The sequence below is a fragment of the Photobacterium proteolyticum genome, assembly GCF_001939735.1.
In the GTDB taxonomy this organism is placed as follows: Bacteria; Pseudomonadota; Gammaproteobacteria; order Enterobacterales; family Vibrionaceae; genus Photobacterium; species Photobacterium proteolyticum.
Genome location: NZ_MJIL01000042.1, coordinates 61757 through 79115, shown reverse-complemented (window position 1 = coordinate 79115; position 17359 = coordinate 61757). Strand labels below are relative to the sequence as shown.

Below are 17359 nucleotides of genomic sequence, written 5' to 3'. Positions count from 1 at the left end.
GAGTGAGGTGCATGAAAAAGCCAGCAGGGAGTACCTACCGGCTTCATAAAAAAAGCGTCAACCTATTTTAGGACTAGACATGATTACACCTTAGTTGAGCAAATAAGCGTCAGTCTTCATTTCCCTGAGCATTTGCCTGTAGAGCCGAGGGACCAGTTCAAATGAAACGCAGCTTCCCTCCGTAAGCTTGGCCAGTTTTTCCCAATCAGCAGATTCGTAGGCAATAACCATATCGACCAATTGCTGAAGCTCTCCACCGTTACCTGTCAGCGCCTTCTTAATATCATCATGAATTTTGAGCATATCCAAAGCCTCTTCCATATCCAGGCCAAGGATATCCGGCAGGTTTGAAAACAAACCACTTAAAAAAGCCCTATCAACAACAGCCCTTCGTCGACCCATCTTAATAGCCAGCAACTCACAAAAACGCGCACGACTGGTCGCCTTATTGTAGATATCTTCAGGACGAGTATCCGTAAGCTCTTGTGCCGTCAGTAACGAAATGAACTTACGCATTTTATTTTCACCAATAAAACAAATAGCCTGTTTGATTGAATAAATATTACCTTCTCGTCCATACATGACTGAATTTAATAATGAAATTAACTTATGCGTCAACTTGGAATCAGAGGCAAGGATATCGGTTAATTCCCGGTAACAATAATCTTCGGTCATCACATGCTGAAATACGTTCAGTAATGACCCTTCCTGAAGTTTATTGTTTCTAACCTCGAATAAATCTTGCTTCGAAAACACACTACCTTTAAAGAAGTCCACACTTAAAGTGCGGTATTGATTAAATTCCTCATCAGAAACAATATTCTCAATAATTATTCGAACACCGTACTTTTGTGCCTTATTTACCAACAGCTGTATTATTTCCAGACTTTTCCCTGCTGCATTTACTTTGATGTGACTGGCATATTTAAGAAACTTTTCATTTCCACCTAGCAGAGCCTTCTCGTTCAACACGATATGATATTGGCTCTTCCTGGCGGTTCTAATTAGTTTAAGAAGCTCTGCATCAAAAACCTCATCAGGAGAAAGCTCCAGCACCAAACTTCTCGAAGAGAAAAAATAGTCAATAATCCCCTTCAGCGTCTCACGATCAAAGGTAATAATCATCGTTTTATTATCTGAATAGCTACCCAATCCTGCTCGCTCAAGAAGATCGCTGAGGTTACGGGGATCGGACCTATCCTGGAAGACTGCCGCAGGAATACATTTATTACTCAGCTGCTCCCTATTGATAAAACTAACTTGATATGCCACCTTGACTTTTCTTGCGTTATATATCGGCTGTCTAACCGCAGAGAATTCCATTTATTTCTATTACTCTCTAATACTGGCTCGTACCTAGAGTAAATACTCCATCGTAAAGTTACTCAGAGAGAATACCATCACTTTTATACAAACGCACAGTAATCCAGCCAAACTTCCAAGCTGATTTATATGCAACCACATGCAAAAACAAACGGCAACCTGATTCAGGAACACTACAGGTTAGATAATATTGCAATTATCTAACCTGTAACTTCATCTGCTATTTTAAGAGCGAATTAATCATCCTACAAAACAATTGATTCATGACGCGAAATAAGAGAGCGATTATTACATTTTACCAGCAGTTTTTTGCGAGTTGACATGTAAAAAACAACAATAATAGATTCCTTCTTTGGTTATTTTTCTATAGTTATTTCACGGCAAAATCAAAGTATAAACACGCCGAAAATTTAACTTTACCGATAATAGAACAAAGACTTAAGGATGAAGAAAAATGACTCATTTGAAACACGGAAAGGTGTTAAAGCATACCTTCAGGTTAAGTGCTCTCACCGTTTCATGCCTGCTCGCTTTCAACGCCCACGCCGCAATGGATTGTAGCGCTGTAAAGCACTGGGATAGCGCCGTTGCTTATAGCGGGGGAGCTCAGGTACAAGAAGCGAATAAAGTTTACAAGGCCAACTGGTGGACCCAGGGCAATAACCCAACGGCCAATACCGGAGAGTGGAGCTTCGTTGATAACTGTCGCGCAGGCGGCGAGAACGTCTTACCAAGTGTATCACTAACATCACCGTCAGGCTCTGCCAACCTCACAGCGGGTGACTCCGTTTCTGTATCAGCCAATGCCTCAGACTCAGACGGCACAATCAGCAAGGTTGAGTTCTATGTCGGTCAAACTCTCCTCGCAACAATCACCAGTGCTCCATACACGGCAAGCTGGACTGCAATAGTCGGCACTCATACCATTAAAGCCAAGGCATTTGATAATCAGGGCGGCGTTTCGGAATCCGCGACGGCTGTTACAGTTCAGGAAGGCAACACAGGCAATACTGCTCCGACAGTCGACCTGGCTCTATCCGCCACCTCTGTCAACCTTGGCACCGCCGTCACCTTGACATCTCAAGCCAACGATCCTGACGGTACCGTCGACAAAGTCGACTTTTTCGTCAACGGTGCGCTAGTCGGCACTTCAGCTACCGCCCCATTCACCCTAGCCTATACCCCGGCTCAGGCAGGTACGCTTAACATTCATGCCCGCGCAACAGATAACTTAGGTGCAACCTCAAACTCAACAACAATCCAGCTTGTCGTCAACGGTGGCGCAACAGCCAAGGACTGTCGTCCTGATGGCCTCTACCAGACCGAAGGCATTAACGTACCATACTGTACGATCTATGATGATCAGGGCCGTGAACTGATGGGGGCTGATCACCCAAGACGTGTTATCGGCTACTTTACCAGCTGGCGTGCCGGTGGTGATCCTCAAACGTCCTACCTTGTCAAAGATATTCCCTGGGAACAGCTGACACACATTAACTACGCTTTCGTCAGCATTGGCTCTGACGGCAAGGTAAACATAGGGAACATCAATGATCCGGCCAACCCGGCGGTCGGCATGGAGTGGAACGGTGTAGAGATAGATCCTGCACTAGGTTTCAAAGGCCACTTTGGTGCCCTGGCCACAGCAAAAGCCAAACATGACGTCAAGACGCTGATTTCGATCGGCGGCTGGGCTGAAACAGGCGGCCACTTTGGAGCCGACGGCAAACGTGTTGCCGACGGCGGCTTTTATACCATGACTACAAATGCCGATGGCAGTATCAATCATGCGGGCATTCAAAAGTTTGCTGACTCTGCCGTCGACATGATGCGCAAGTACAAATTTGATGGCCTTGATATCGATTATGAATACCCGACATCAATGGCAGGTGCCGGTAACCCGGATGACAAAGCGTTTATGGAACCTCGACGCCAGTACCTATGGGCGTCATACCAAGAGTTAATGAAGGTTCTTCGCCAAAAGCTTGATCAGGCCTCGGCACAAGATGGCATTCACTATATGCTGACCATTGCAGCACCTTCATCTGGTTACCTACTCCGTGGCATGGAGACGTTTGATGTCACCAAGTACCTCGACTACGTCAATATCATGTCATATGACTTGCACGGAGCATGGAACGAGCATGTCGGCCACAATGCGGCACTCTTTGACACCGGTAAAGATTCGGAGCTGGCGATGTGGGACGTGTACAACACGGCTCAATACGGTGGAATTGGGTACCTTAATACTGACTGGGCCTACCACTATTTCCGCGGCTCAATGCCAGCAGGTCGAATCAACATTGGTGTACCTTACTATACCCGCGGCTGGCAAGGGGTTAATGGTGGTGAGAACGGGCTATGGGGATTAGCTCCGCTGCCAAATCAGGCAGAATGTCTGCCTGGTACCGGTGAAGGGCAGAAGAATAACTGTGGTAATGGCGCAATGGGCATCGATAACTTGTGGCACGACAAAGGCGCCGCAGGTAATGAAATGGGCGCGGGCTCCAACCCTATGTGGCACGCAATGAACCTCACTCAGGGTGTCTACGGTTCATATACTGCCGCTTACGGACTCACTCCGGCAACCCATCCGTTAACCGGTAGCTATACCCGTCATTACGATTCTGTCGCGGTCGCACCTTGGCTGTGGAACCCAGAGAAGAAAGTATTCTTGTCTACAGAAGATGAGCAGTCAATTAATGCCAAAGCTGACTATGTAATGAACAAAGAAATCGGCGGCATCATGTTCTGGGAACTCGCCGGTGACTATAACTGTTATGTCCTTGATGCCAACGGTAACCGTACGACAGTTGATGCAACAGAAAATGCCTGTAAGACCGGCAATGGTGAGTACCATATGGGTAACACCATGACCAAGGCTATCTACGATAAGTTTAAGTCTGCGACTCCGTATGGCAATAAGATTGCCACCGGCGCAATTGCGACTGAAGCGCTTGATATCACAGTTGCAGTGGGCGGCTTTAAAGTTGGCGATCAAAACTACCCTATCAATCCGAAGTTAACCTTCACCAACAATACCGGGCAAGAAATACCGGGAGGTACCGAGTTCCAGTTCGATATTCCTGTTTCAGCCCCTGATAACGCAAAAGACCAGTCTGGCGGCGGCCTGAAAGTAATAGCCTCCGGCCATAGCCGAGCCAATAATATTGGTGGTTTGGACGGCGTTATGCATCGCGTGGCCTTCAGCCTGCCAGCATGGAAGAGCCTACCTGCAGGCGGTACGTACGAGCTGGACATGGTGTACTACCTGCCGATTTCCGGACCGGCAAACTATAGCGTGAATATAAACGGTAAAGACTATGCCTTTAAGTTCGAACAACCCGCCCTGCCTATCGGTGATATCACGACAGGTGGCGGTGACAATGGCGGTGGCGAATGTGTAACAACCGGGCTCAACACCTACCCTAACTGGCCACAAACAGACTGGGCAGGAAACCCGAGTCACGCTAACCAAGGTGACAAAATTATTCACAACGGCGTTGTGTACGAAGCCATCTGGTGGACAAATTCTGTTCCCGGTAGCGATAATACATGGTCGACAGTGTGTACAATTTAAGCAGTTGTTAACCTGGCAACCAGGCGCGGGATATTTCCCGCGCTTTTTCTATGGAATTGTCTACTTTTCGACCACTTACCTGCCTACACCTCGCAAAACCAAGCGTCAAAATAACGTCACAGAGTGCAACCAAGCTCTTAACAATAATTTGACGCCCCTATAAAAGCTCAAAATAAATGCGATATTGTGCTCAAAAAACAGACAAACAGTTCAAAGAAGGATAATTCATTCTTTGTGTATCCTACTCACTGTCTTTACATTATAAAACAAGAATATAAAATCATTTCAAATGTAACAGTCTCAGCTTTAGGATATTTTGCACAATCCTGACACTGACTGCTGATAATAATAAATTCTCATTTTAACGTAATGTATTTAAAAACAAACATCACTTAACGCATCAATTAAACCAGATTTTTTTGCGCATCAGCACACTGGTACAGCAATCATTCAAGCCTAAACTTTTTATTATTTTATGGTAAAGTCTCGCCATCTTAGTCATAAATCAAACAATAGAGTGTTTAAGAAGAACAATGAAGAAGGCGATTTACCTGTTCATCTTGGTTTTTTGCTATTTGCCGCTGCAAGTATCTGCCAGTAGTACTCACAGCAACTCATATAGTAATGTTAATAGTCCTGATGTCGTCATCAAGCACGTATATAAAGAAGCAAATTTAAAGGGAGTTATTGATTTTCAAGTATTTAAAGAAGGCTATAACGCTTACTATAATACTAAGGGAAGAAAGAAACAGTTACTGACTATTATTGATTACAGCAAGCCTTCTACTGAGAAACGCTTCTTTGTTATTGACCTGAAAAGGAACAAGCTCGTCTACCACACATACGTATCACACGGTGTGAATAGTGGTGGTCGTGAAGCGACACGTTTTTCAAACATTGTAAATTCCCGACAAACGTCTTTGGGAACCTTCCTAACCGACACAACCTACTACGGTGGGAACGGATACTCGTTAAGACTTGATGGCATGACACACGGTGTTAACGACAATGCACGCAGGCGTTATATTGTCGTTCATGGTGCTGACTACGCTACGGAATCCTTTATTCAGCGACATGGATATTTAGGACGAAGCTGGGGCTGTCCTGCGCTACCCAAAGGGTTGTCACGACAGATCATTGATACGATTAAAGGCGGAAGTGTTATTTACGCTCACGCTTAATTAAACACTCTAATAAGTGGCTGTTATATTTTTAACAGCCACTTACTTGCTTTCAACAGCAATGGTAACCAGTAAGCAGAGTTAATTAAAAACAAATACTTAAGACCAAATCAAGTGTAGGTTTATTTATATAACCAATAGTTAAACACCGCTTGCAATAAATTCAAAAACATTCAACGCAATTATTTGCATTACTCCAATAGCGCATCAAAAACCGTCATGAATGTACCTTTTTCTGTTTTGGCACCCATTAGAAAAGTATCTTGAACGACTGCACCTTCGCTTGCCATGAAATCAGATAGCGTTAATTTAGCATCAGCCGTCAGGTGCAATCCAAAGCTGTTTTTCCCTTTGTTAGTTCCCAAAATAAATTGAGGGAGCTTCATGCCGAAAGCATATTCTCCCTTTACAAATCGCTCAGCATAAATATCACAAATTAGGACGCTTCCCTTAGCGGAGAATTGCTTCATCATCTTCAGCGTTTGTCGAACCGATGGTTCATCAAGATACAAAGTGACACCTTCCCACAAAAACAATGTCTTTTTGTTCGGATCATACCCAGCGTCCTCGAGCTCTTCGTACCACCCAAACTCAGAAAAATCTACTGGTACAAATGTCACCGAACTGATATCGATACCAGCTTTATTCAGGCTCTCGATCTTAAGCTGCTGAATCTTTAACATGTCTAGCTCAAAACAGGCTACCTCAGAGGCTTGAAACATGTTGTAGCATCGCGTATCAAAACCCGCGCCCATACATACAAACTGCTCCACACTATATCGGTGTTTATCTATCAGTGAGTCAATATACACAGTCCGTGCGGTAACAAGATGGGAAAGCCCTTCCTGTTCTGGTGGCGGGATCGCAGGATAGCCATAGGTACTACCGCTTATTCGATAGCGAAGATAGCTCGGCAGAAAAACCAGCCATAGCCCTAATATTGAACTGTTCGGTAACACACTGATGAGCTTGACCGAAGCTTGGTCTTTCCTCAAGCCAAAGATATGCATCAGCCAGCGGCCTTTGATCACTTCAATAGCAGTAGACGGTACACCCAGCTGTTTACTGATGTAAATCTGCTTGTAGCAGATCAGCACCACTCCTAACAAAGCCATAGGAATGAAAAGAATCTGCACAATAACAAAAACAACTAAGGCGATTGTATTCATAGGCTAACTATTACCCCTTTTGATACTTCAGGCTAAGCAGGCTCGTTGCCAAGTTAAGCGAAGTAGTAATCAGGGTACAAACCAATCTGCGTTCTTCTTGATACTAGATGATTTCTGAAGTTACCGACTTCAGATAAAGCAATTATAGCCAGACAAAAAAAATCCCTGCCTGAGCAGGGATTTAAATATTGTCAGTTAAAGCTGTTGCGATTAAGCAAGAGCTTCTTCAGCTGATACATATGGCAAGTCCAGAGCAACAGCAACTTCATCACAAGTGATTTGGCCGCGGTATACGTTTAGACCGTTCATTAGGTGCTTGTCTTCCTGTAGCGCAGCTTTGTAGCCTTTGTCAGCTAGTTTCAGGATGTACGGCAGTGTTACGTTATTCAATGCAAACGTTGATGTCCGAGCAACGGCACCCGGCATGTTTGCAACACAGTAGTGAACAACATCGTCGACGATGTAAGTTGGGTCACTGTGAGTTGTTGCGTGAGATGTTTCTACACAGCCGCCCTGGTCGATTGCTACATCAACAATCGCAGCACCTGGCTTCATTTTCTTAATCATTTCAGCAGTAACCAGTTTCGGTGCAGCTGCACCTGCAACCAGTACACCACCAACAACAAGGTCAGCTTCCAGTACGTGTTTTTCGATAGCATCTTTCGTTGAGTATACGCACTGTACTGTGCCACCGAACTGTGCATCCAGGTTACGTAGAACGTCGATGTTACGGTCAAGTACAACAACGTTCGCACGCAGGCCGACAGCCATCTGCGCCGCGTTAGCACCAACAACACCGCCACCAATGACAACAACTTTAGCTGGCTCTACACCCGGTACGCCCGCTAGAAGCATGCCGCGGCCGCCTTTAGATTTCTCTAGTGCAAATGCACCAGCCTGGATTGACATGCGACCTGCAACTTCTGACATTGGTGCTAGCAGAGGCAGACGACCTTTGTCATCTGTAACTGTTTCATAAGCAATACATACTGCTTTGCTGTTCACAAGATCAGTTGTCTGCTCAGGATCCGGGGCAAGGTGAAGGTAAGTAAACAGAATTTGACCTTCGCGAAGCATTGCACGCTCTACAGCTTGCGGCTCCTTAACTTTGACAATCATTTCTGATTCGGCAAAAACTGCTTCCGCAGTTGGAAGAATTTGAGCACCGGCATCAATGAAATCTTGATCGCTGAAACCGATACCTGTACCTGCCTGTGTTTCAACATACACAGTATGACCATGTGCTACCGCTTCGCTCACTGAAGCTGGAACCATACCTACACGGTACTCATGAACTTTAATTTCCTTAGGTACACCAATAATCATCTTTGTATCCTTGCTGCCTTGTTTAAAAGTTATATACACAATAATGAAAAACTCTTGGAATGTGCGTCCGTTTTTTAACCTATTTACAACAAATGAATCTAGGATTTTGTTCTGTTGTGGCACAATAATCTGTTTTTGACTTGGCTCACACAACATTTGTTTGTATTCTTGAGTGAAATTAGACCAGTAAACCAGCTTTTTACCAACATCCAGTCGTTTTTACCAAATACAAAAGACCAAGCAGTGATAACACCTACATGAAAATATGAAATCGCGTGCAAAAAGCAGCTATATTCAACGTTTTATCATCTACGATAAAGCATAAAATTCAGAATCCGGGCTTTTTTTAGATAAAATATGCACATATAAAAAAGCGCACACACCAGATCAAAACACAACACGCGATCACAAAAAATAAACAAATTGGTGATATTTCCGTGTGGTAGTGCACAATTTTCTAGGTATAAAAAAAGCCGCTAAAGCGGCTTATATAAAATATTGTGAAGAACAGTTATTCAGTCTTCAAACTCCCAAGGCATCTCCGGCAAAGCATTCAAGTTTTCACTGTAACGCTTCAGATCAAAGCTACCTTCATTTTTGGCCACATCAAAAACCTCGACAGATAATGCACAGGCAATCATCTGAATCGCCTCTTCGCGTGGCGTGCCAGTCATCATCAAGCGCATCAAGGTCTCTTTGACCTTAATCGGATTACCTTCTGCCAACTGATTTTCAACAGTTTCAACCAGCATATCGCCAGTCATGATTTCATCGTTTTCCATAATTAAACCTGTTTGTTTCGCTTTCTATACTATACGCGTAATCGTAGGCATTAAGCGTATACAACTTCATTTTTTTCCGCGGCGTCACGAGGGCGGCGGATCAAGTCAGCCACAACGGAATGTGCCTGCGTCATAGTCTCGAAGTGATAGTCGGGCGTGATATACCAATCGTGCTGCTCAGTATTCACCAACACAACCTTCAAACCAGCGTTGTAGGCTGATTGAACACCGGTAAAACTATCCTCGATTGCGATCACCTGTGAGGAGCAGTATCCCAATGTGTTACATGCATGGTGATAGATATCTGGTTCAGGCTTGTTGTTGTCGACATCTTCACCACAAAAGACATAGTCGAACAGATCAAGCCAACCGTGGCGGTGCAAAATTCCTTCGACATATTCTCTTGGCGCTCCGGTGACAACAGCCAGCGGCAACTGGCCATGTAACTGGTGAAGCATGTTATCGACACCTGTCTTGGCCGGAATCGTCCCTTTCATGAGCGCATCACGTGTTCGGTGTTCCATTTGAACAAGCATCTGCTCAATAGACAGATCTAAAGAAAAGCGGGTTTGTAATGCGGCGGCGACTTTATCCCAGGTAACACCGGCAAACTCACTAAGAAACTGTGCTGATGGCATTTCTATTCCGTTTATCGCCAGATAATTTGACCAGTTGTCGGCATGGAATACTTCTGAGTCTACCAAGGTGCCATCAAAGTCAAAACAAATAGCCTGCATATACTTTCATCCTAGCTAACAACGACTTCAGAGGCGCTATAGTAGGGACTCCCCTCTATTTACGCAAATAAAGTTAGCGAGATGCCAAAAAGGCAATACATGAGTCCAGCGGGACCGGCTTGCTGAAATAGAAGCCCTGGACATACTTGCACTTTAATTCTCGCAATATCTCTAGCTGCGCTTCTGTTTCAACACCTTCGGCAACCACTTTGATACCAAGCTTATGGCTAAGATCGATGATAAGAGAAACCAATGTCAGGCTATCTTGGCTTGAGCCAAGCTCTTTGATAAATCCCCTGTCTATCTTGATGATATCCGGGCGCAGTTCAACCACCGCGCTCAACGATGAGTAGCCTGTACCAAAATCGTCCAGCGCTACCTGAATATCCCGTTGCTTGAAATAGCCCAGCAAACTCTGGATATCACTACTTTCTTTGGAGGCCGTGGACTCCGTGATTTCAACGATAATTGATTTGTCTGGCAGGTCATATTGCTCAATCACCTCCCAGACCTGGGGCTCGTCAGTGCTATTAATGAACTCTTTCACCGAACGGTTGACCGAAATACTCAAGTGACTAAAGCCAGCCTCATGCAGTTTTTTCAGATCCCGGCAAGCCTGATGAAGGACAAAAGCACCAATCTGCTTAATCAGACCGTACTTTTCAGCGACGGGAATAAATTCTACCGGCGAAATGTGCCCTTCGACTTCGTCATACCAGCGCACTAAGGCCTCAAGTTTATTTATCTCACCGGTTTGAGCATTTACTATTGGCTGATAGTGAACCGTCAGCGCTTCCTCGGCAATGGCCTTTTTCAGGCGATCACGCAACTTGAGCTTTTGGATATACTCCGACTGAAGCTCGCTGTCATATTCACAGAAACCATTCCGCCCCTGCCCCTTCATGTTGTACATGGCATAGTCGGCATTCTTGAGCAAGGCATGGTGGGTCAATCCGCTATCCGGAAACGCCGAAATACCAATACTGACCGTGGTATTGATTTCGATCCCTTCAATATATAGTGGCTTGGAAATCGCGGTGACAATATCCTGGGCACGCTCCTTGGCATCAGCTGCCGAGATGTTTGGCAACAAAATACAGAATTCATCGCCACCATAGCGACATATGTTGTCTTTCTCATGAAAGAGCTTCTTCAGTCGCTCGGCAATACGGGTCAGTACCCGGTCTCCAAAATCATGGCCATATAGATCGTTGATAGACTTGAAGTCATCCATATCAATAAACAGCAAAGAGAAGACATGGCTGTTCTTATGGATCGAGTTAATCAGCTGTTCGACACGGTGAATAAAGCTGCGACGGTTAACCAAACCAGTTAGGGGATCATAATAAGCAAAGAATGTCAGTTGCTCTTCGGCTTTCTTCCAATGACTGATGTCTCGAAATACTGCGACGTAGTTGATGATCTCATCGTTACTGTCGCGTATCACATTAATTGACATTTCTTCGGGATATATTTCGCCGTTTTTCCGCTTGTTCCACACCTCCCCTTTCCAGTGCCCTTTGGTATTCAGGCTGAACCAGAGCGACTGATAATACTCGTTCTCGTGAAGGCCAGAGGACAATACGCTAGGGGTTAAGCCCAAAAGCTCTTTTTCCCGGTAGCCTGTTGTTTCTTCAAATGCGCGGTTAACGGAAATGATATTGTTGTTCTTGTCGGTGATAAGGATACATTCAGACGTATTATCAAAGACAACCTGGGCACGGCTCAGCTGCCGCCTGGCCTCAACTGTATGGGTTATGTCTCGCTGAATACCGGCAATCCGAATCGGGTTGCCTTTTACATCCTTGGCAATCACGCTCCCTTTCAGCTTCAGCCAACGCTCTTTGCCATCAGTAAGCTGGGCATAATGGCTGTCACTTAAACGGAACTCAAACTGAAATACACTTGTGAAGTTTTGCTGGATAAAACGCTGAAAAAAGTTCAGCCCCTCAATGCGATCTTCCGGGTGGATACAGTCCAACCATTCAGAAAAATCACTGCCGTCAGCCGGCTTTTCTCTCTCAAGAATGCTCCAGAACTTCGGCGAGGTAAAAAACTCACCGCTAACAAGGTCATACTCCCAAATTCCTTCTTCGACTGAATTGAACGTCGTATTCAGCTTGTGGGAGGTTTTGGTCAGTTTGGCTGAGATTTGATAGACATCAGTAACATCATGTACCGTGCCGCGCATGAGGAGTGGTTTGCCTTTGCTGTCTCGTGTCACATCAGCCCGTTTGCGCAGATACTTAATCGTACCGTCAGCCAATTGTGCTCTGTGGACAAGGTTATAGCTAATCGATTCTGACTCTATTGAGCCATTGAGCGTACTGATCACCCAGTCGCGGTCTTCGGGATGTATAAACTCAGATAATAAATCAATCGTTGGTGTGATCGACGTATCCTCAAGGCCATAAATACGGTATACCTCGTGGCTCCAAGAAATCGTATCTGATGTTAAATCCCAGAACCAGCTCCCGACTTTACCGACTCGCTGGCCTTCTTCCAGCTCCCACTGCAACTTCTCTTGCTTGGATAACAAGGCCGAATACTTTAATTCGACACCAAGATGATAACTAAGATCGTCGCACCAACTTTGTACTTCCGCTGTGTGTTCATACCGTTCTTCGAATAAACAAACAATAATGCCAACGGCTTCCTCACATTGAGAAAAAACAGGTATTCCCAAGTAGGCCTCAGCCCCTAACTCCTGCAATGCGATATCGTCGGGAAATTGGTTGACCACATCAGATGGGTAGTAACAAGCAGTACTTTTTTCGTTGACGATTTGACAGGGGGTTCCTGCCAGCGGATAAGTGAAGTTCTCTTTTAGGTTACCGGCTTCACGGTACGAAAGAGTTTTCGCATACTTGCGTGATTCATCGAAGCAACCAATAAAACAATGCTTAGGTGAAAGGAGCTCAAACAGGAGATGAGTAATTTGGTCAAAAAACTGATTTCCATGCAAATTTTGTAGCGATTTTTCGATTGTTTTATTCATCACTGGTTTAGCAACACTCTGAACTATAATGCAACTCCAGGAATATGGCCTGGTTATATATGCGAAACGCCTGAAACTTTACAACATGGGTTATCTTTATTAAAGGAAACTCTACAAGTTGCTTATGCGATTATCCAAAAATGTTGATAAACATCACTATATACAGCAAAAGCATTCGGACCATTCCCGTGGGGAATGACCCAATTTGACTATACCGCAAACAGTGAAAGCCAAAGCATCATTGCTGTCGCTAACTGGCAACCTGAGTTTTAGGGTGTGCAGGCAGGCGTATTGAGATCAGGGTTGTAATCGCAAGAAACGCAAACGAAACCCATAAGCAAGCCGCAAGGCCAGAGGTTTGATATATCCAACCTGAAAGGATAGTACCAATCAAGCGCCCCATCGCATTGGCCATATAATAGAAGCCGACATCCAGCGAAACTCCGTCATCTTTGGCGTAACTCACGATTAAGTATGAGTGCAACGATGAGTTAACGGCAAAAACAGCACCAAAGATAAGCAGCCCGATCACAATGGTAATCTCTGGCTGCCAACCAGTCTGGACACCAAATGCAACCGCCGCAGTTATCACTGATAGCAATCCTGCCCAGCCTAGTGCAGCTTTACCGTCAGGAACGACTCCCCTAGCCTTCCCGGTGATCCGCGGCGCGAACCCCTGCACGAATCCATAACCAATAACCCATACCGCCAAAAAGCCACCAACCAAGGTGTGATCCCAGCCAAACACCTGCCCCATGTAAATTGGCAGAGCAACAACAAACCAAACATCCCGGGCACCAAACAGGAACATCCGCGCGGCCGACAAGATATTAATGCTGCTGCTCTTAGAAAAGATATGGCTGAATTTTATCTTAGCCTTGGCCTTACCCATGTCTTTCTCAAGCCAAGTCAGGCTCATAACAAGAACTACAAACAGCACTGCTGCCATTGCAATTACGGCACCTTTGAAGCCAACTGTGGCAAGTAGAAAACCACCGACAAAGAAACCGGCCCCTTTCAAGGCATTCTTTGACCCTGTCAGGATAGCTATCCACTTATACAGTGCACCCTGCCGATCACCGGGAACCAAAGTTTTGATGGCGCTTTTGGCACTCATTTTGTTCAGGTCCTTGGCAATCCCCGATAGCGCCTGTGCCAGCATGACCCAAGGTACGGTCAGATGAACTGACGGTACAGCCAGCATTAACAAAGCCACCACCTGCATGGCCAAGCCAATATTCATGGTACGGTTAAGGCCGAGTTTAGCCCCCAGCCAGCCGCCAATTAAGTTGGTAACCACACCAAAAAACTCGTAGAACAAGAACAGTGATGCGATTTGCAATGGGGTATACCCCAACTGATGGAAGTGCAATACCACCAGCATTCTCAAGGCACCGTCTGTGACAGTGAAATTCCAGTAATTGAACGTCACTAACATGTACTGACGGACATCTTTCGATAAATTTGAAAAAGCAGCTAACATGCTCAGTTCTCTTAATTGGTGTGGCTATGTGACTATGGGGCAACAACTAATTATGCCAGGCCAACTTTGCGGATCAGTTCAGAGGTACGTGTTGCGTAGCCCATCTCGTTATCATACCAAGCGTAAACTTTCACCATACGGTCATTAACAACCATGGTCGACAACGCATCAACGACGGTTGAGCGCTGATCGCCTTTATAGTCGATCGATACCAGCGGACGGTCTTCAAAGCCAAGGACACCTGCCAATTCACCTTCAGCCGCCTCTTTCAACAGAGCGTTTACTTCTTCGGCTGTTGTATCACGGCTCACGTCAAAGATAATGTCCGTCAGTGATGCATTTGCCAGCGGAACGCGCACGGCATGGCCGTTAATTTTGCCTTTTAGCTCAGGGAAAATTTCAACAATCGCTGTAGCTGAACCCGTTGTCGTCGGGATCAGGCTCATACCACATGCACGGGCACGGCGCAGATCTTTGTGCGGGGCATCAAGGATTGTTTGGGTATTAGTCAAATCATGAATAGTCGTGAATGAAGACTGCTCGATACCCAGTTTTTCGTGGATAACCTTGACCACAGGCGCAATACAGTTTGTGGTGCAAGATGCTGCCGTCACGATACGATGTTTCTCGGCATCAAACAGGTGATCGTTAACACCTACCACAACGTTCAGCACACCTTCTTCTTTTACCGGGGCAGAAACGACAACACGCTTTACCCCCTGATCAAGGTATTTCTGCAAGAACGATGTTTTGCGATGAACGCCGGTTGCTTCCAGAACCACATCACAACCAGACCAATCAACCGCATCAATATCGCGCTCTTTGGTACAACGGATGCTGTGCTCACCAATTACAATTGCATCACCATCGGTATTCACCGCATGATGCCAACGTCCTTGCACCGAATCGAACTCAAGCAAGTGACCCAGTGTATGGGCATCGCCAGCGACATCGTTAATCTGAACAAACTCAACGTCATCCCAGTCATAAGCTGCACGTAGTGCCAGACGACCGATACGACCAAAACCATTGATACCCACTTTAATTGCCATTGTTACTGTCCTTTTTGATAGTGCTACAAGCAATATAGTTAAAAAGCTGACTATATAGCGAACAAATATTCGGAAAACCATATATACGAAATTTCAGATATAGTATCGAGTTCTTGCTCATCTGGCTAGATCTTTTTGAAATAAATCGCATAACCAACGCTGCCATTACAAAGCAAAGATCTTACTAAGGAACCAAGAAAGATAAGGCATTGATTAACTGATATAAAAAAGCCCCACTAAAGTGAGGCTCATTGATACTGTAGCTCGTTAGTCGACTATTTATTTATACTGCTGGATATAGTCAATATGTGGCTGGCGCGTGAAAGCCCCCGGGCGCAGCGCCTGGATCTGCTCAATCGCACTTTCAAGCTCAACACCACGGTCCAGCATAATACGGGCAGCAATCAGCCCCGTTCTGCCAGATCCGCCCATGCAGTGAATAACTAATGCCCCACCCTCATCTAACATAGACTGAGCCGCTTTGTTGGCCTCAGGCCAGTTAGCATTAAATTCGTCACCAGGAGCACAGTCATCTTCGATAGGTAAGTGGAACCACTTCAGCCCCAGAGCCTTGCACTCTTCTGCCAGCTGACTCAGTCCTTCACCCGGTAGATCACCCGGCTCCAAAGCTGTCAGTACCGCTGTTGCCCCGGCGTCTTTCAACTGAGCCAATGAATCTTTCAGGTTGGCCTCTTTGGTACCCGGACATGGCGTAAGTAACAATTTAGCACCACCTACTAGCGGTAATGTCCAAAATGGATGCGTGTTAGACATAGTTCTTTCCTGTTAATTAATATAATTAAATATTTCAAACGCCAACCTGGTTGTTGGCTTTTAGGCTAAATCCGGGCTTTTTCCTGTCGGTGATCTGAGTTAATTTTAGTTTTTCCTGATTGATCATACCCGGGTTACCGTTTCGTACTGTTGATAGCGTGTGACGTATCCACACCGGAAGATGATCGGCCAGGCGATAGAAGATCCACAACCCTTCGCGCTGATCTTGAAGTACCCCGCCATCACGTAATAAGGCAAGATGCCGCGACACTTTCGGCTGACTCACGTCAAGTACCTTGGTCAGATCGCCAACACTGAGCGCCTGCTCGTCCTCAATCAGCATTAGGATCCGAAGACGAAGTGGGTCGCTCATAATCTTGAACAACTCCACCGGGCCCACAACACTATCCTGCGCCTCGCCGTTAAGCATGAGGAATAGCGCGATCCTGTCTCTTAGCCCTTCGAAGGTTTCTCGGAAACTGTCTACCCCCGCCACAGGCTTAGGATCTTTAAAATCCCAGTGAATGAGTGCATCTGAGTCTGCGAACAGGGCACATTCGTTGCTGGCCTTGTCACACAAGGTAATCACGATATCAAAGTGTTGATCATGAACATCACTCGCAGAAAGGCTTTGCAGATTATCTGCACATACCCCTTGCTCAGCCAACACCTGATAGACACGCGGGTCGACGCCTTCCGGCTTCGTACCGGCACTCATTACCAGATAGTGCTCTCCTGCCATGTGACGCATCAATGCCTCAGCCAGCTGTGAACGCGCAGAGTTACCGGTACAAAGAAAGAGTATGTTCTTCTTCATGATCATCTCTGTAATAATTTAATCGCTGTCAGTATATATGATTATCTGTATATAACAATAGCCATATATAGAGACATCTAAAAACGGAAAAAAATAAGGAAGGGAAGTATCAGCGGAAGCGGTGCAGCGCCCCAGCA

Annotated in this window: 12 protein-coding genes; 2 read left to right on the top strand and 10 right to left on the bottom strand. The window is 45.5% G+C overall.

Features of this window, described 5'->3' with window-relative positions; translation table 11 throughout:
• Positions 1–90: 90 nt before the first annotated feature.
• Positions 91–1323 carry an EAL and HDOD domain-containing protein gene (locus tag BIT28_RS02020; RefSeq protein ID WP_075761969.1) on the bottom strand — a complete coding sequence of 411 codons (1233 nt, stop codon included), beginning with the start codon at positions 1321–1323 and terminating at the stop codon, positions 91–93.
• 454 nt (positions 1324–1777) lie between these two features.
• On the opposite strand from BIT28_RS02020, the gene BIT28_RS02015 reads away from it, so the two are divergent.
• Together BIT28_RS02015 and BIT28_RS02010 are read left to right on the top strand one after the other, a co-directional pair.
• Complete coding sequence (locus BIT28_RS02015; RefSeq protein WP_075761968.1) at positions 1778–4903, top strand: chitinase C-terminal domain-containing protein; 3126 nt, start codon at positions 1778–1780, stop codon at positions 4901–4903.
• A gap of 533 nt (positions 4904–5436) precedes the next feature.
• Positions 5437–6084 carry a murein L,D-transpeptidase catalytic domain family protein gene (locus BIT28_RS02010; RefSeq protein ID WP_075761967.1) on the top strand — a complete coding sequence of 216 codons (648 nt, stop codon included), beginning with the start codon at positions 5437–5439 and terminating at the stop codon, positions 6082–6084.
• A gap of 191 nt (positions 6085–6275) precedes the next feature.
• Here the strand turns inward: BIT28_RS02010 and BIT28_RS02005 are convergent, their stop codons facing one another.
• The 9 genes from BIT28_RS02005 to BIT28_RS01965 all read right to left on the bottom strand — a co-directional run bounded on the left by BIT28_RS02005 (position 6276) and on the right by BIT28_RS01965 (position 17225).
• Positions 6276–7253: a class I SAM-dependent methyltransferase gene (locus BIT28_RS02005; RefSeq protein ID WP_075761966.1), complete on the bottom strand. Its 978-nt coding sequence runs from the start codon at positions 7251–7253 to the stop codon at positions 6276–6278.
• A gap of 210 nt (positions 7254–7463) precedes the next feature.
• Positions 7464–8579, bottom strand: a complete 1116-nt coding sequence (ald, locus tag BIT28_RS02000) for an alanine dehydrogenase (protein WP_075761974.1) — start codon at positions 8577–8579, stop codon at positions 7464–7466.
• Positions 8580–9094: 515 nt separating this feature from the next.
• A complete protein-coding gene (locus tag BIT28_RS01995) occupies positions 9095–9361 on the bottom strand; it encodes a hypothetical protein (protein ID WP_075761965.1) in 267 nt (88 codons plus the stop codon).
• Between the two features lie 50 nt (positions 9362–9411).
• A complete protein-coding gene (locus BIT28_RS01990; RefSeq protein WP_075761964.1) occupies positions 9412–10098 on the bottom strand; it encodes an HAD family hydrolase in 687 nt (228 codons plus the stop codon).
• 73 nt (positions 10099–10171) lie between these two features.
• Entirely contained in the window at positions 10172–13096 is a 2925-nt protein-coding gene (locus BIT28_RS01985; protein ID WP_075761963.1) for a bifunctional diguanylate cyclase/phosphodiesterase, read from the bottom strand.
• Between the two features lie 250 nt (positions 13097–13346).
• Entirely contained in the window at positions 13347–14579 is a 1233-nt protein-coding gene (arsJ, locus tag BIT28_RS01980) for an organoarsenical effux MFS transporter ArsJ (RefSeq protein ID WP_075761962.1), read from the bottom strand.
• 50 nt (positions 14580–14629) lie between these two features.
• Positions 14630–15631, bottom strand: coding sequence for an ArsJ-associated glyceraldehyde-3-phosphate dehydrogenase (locus BIT28_RS01975; RefSeq protein ID WP_075761961.1), 1002 nt, complete (start codon positions 15629–15631; stop codon positions 14630–14632).
• 279 nt (positions 15632–15910) lie between these two features.
• Complete coding sequence (locus BIT28_RS01970; RefSeq protein WP_075761960.1) at positions 15911–16405, bottom strand: phosphatase domain-containing putative toxin; 495 nt, start codon at positions 16403–16405, stop codon at positions 15911–15913.
• Positions 16406–16439: 34 nt separating this feature from the next.
• Positions 16440–17225 carry a metalloregulator ArsR/SmtB family transcription factor gene (locus tag BIT28_RS01965; RefSeq protein ID WP_075761973.1) on the bottom strand — a complete coding sequence of 262 codons (786 nt, stop codon included), beginning with the start codon at positions 17223–17225 and terminating at the stop codon, positions 16440–16442.
• Positions 17226–17359: the final 134 nt, after the last annotated feature.

Excerpts from the sequence above, each read along its gene's own strand:
- BIT28_RS01995 (WP_075761965.1), bottom strand. The coding sequence starts at position 9,361 with ATGGAAAACGATGAAATCATGACTGGCGATATGCTGGTTGAAACTGTT.
- BIT28_RS01975 (WP_075761961.1), bottom strand. The coding sequence starts at position 15,631 with ATGGCAATTAAAGTGGGTATCAATGGTTTTGGTCGTATCGGTCGTCTG.
- BIT28_RS02015 (WP_075761968.1), top strand. The coding sequence starts at position 1,778 with ATGACTCATTTGAAACACGGAAAGGTGTTAAAGCATACCTTCAGGTTA.
- ald (WP_075761974.1), bottom strand. The coding sequence starts at position 8,579 with ATGATTATTGGTGTACCTAAGGAAATTAAAGTTCATGAGTACCGTGTA.
- BIT28_RS01970 (WP_075761960.1), bottom strand. The coding sequence starts at position 16,405 with ATGTCTAACACGCATCCATTTTGGACATTACCGCTAGTAGGTGGTGCT.
- BIT28_RS02020 (WP_075761969.1), bottom strand. The coding sequence starts at position 1,323 with ATGGAATTCTCTGCGGTTAGACAGCCGATATATAACGCAAGAAAAGTC.
- BIT28_RS02010 (WP_075761967.1), top strand. The coding sequence starts at position 5,437 with ATGAAGAAGGCGATTTACCTGTTCATCTTGGTTTTTTGCTATTTGCCG.
- arsJ (WP_075761962.1), bottom strand. The coding sequence starts at position 14,579 with ATGTTAGCTGCTTTTTCAAATTTATCGAAAGATGTCCGTCAGTACATG.
- BIT28_RS01990 (WP_075761964.1), bottom strand. The coding sequence starts at position 10,098 with ATGCAGGCTATTTGTTTTGACTTTGATGGCACCTTGGTAGACTCAGAA.
- BIT28_RS02005 (WP_075761966.1), bottom strand. The coding sequence starts at position 7,253 with ATGAATACAATCGCCTTAGTTGTTTTTGTTATTGTGCAGATTCTTTTC.
- BIT28_RS01985 (WP_075761963.1), bottom strand. The coding sequence starts at position 13,096 with ATGAATAAAACAATCGAAAAATCGCTACAAAATTTGCATGGAAATCAG.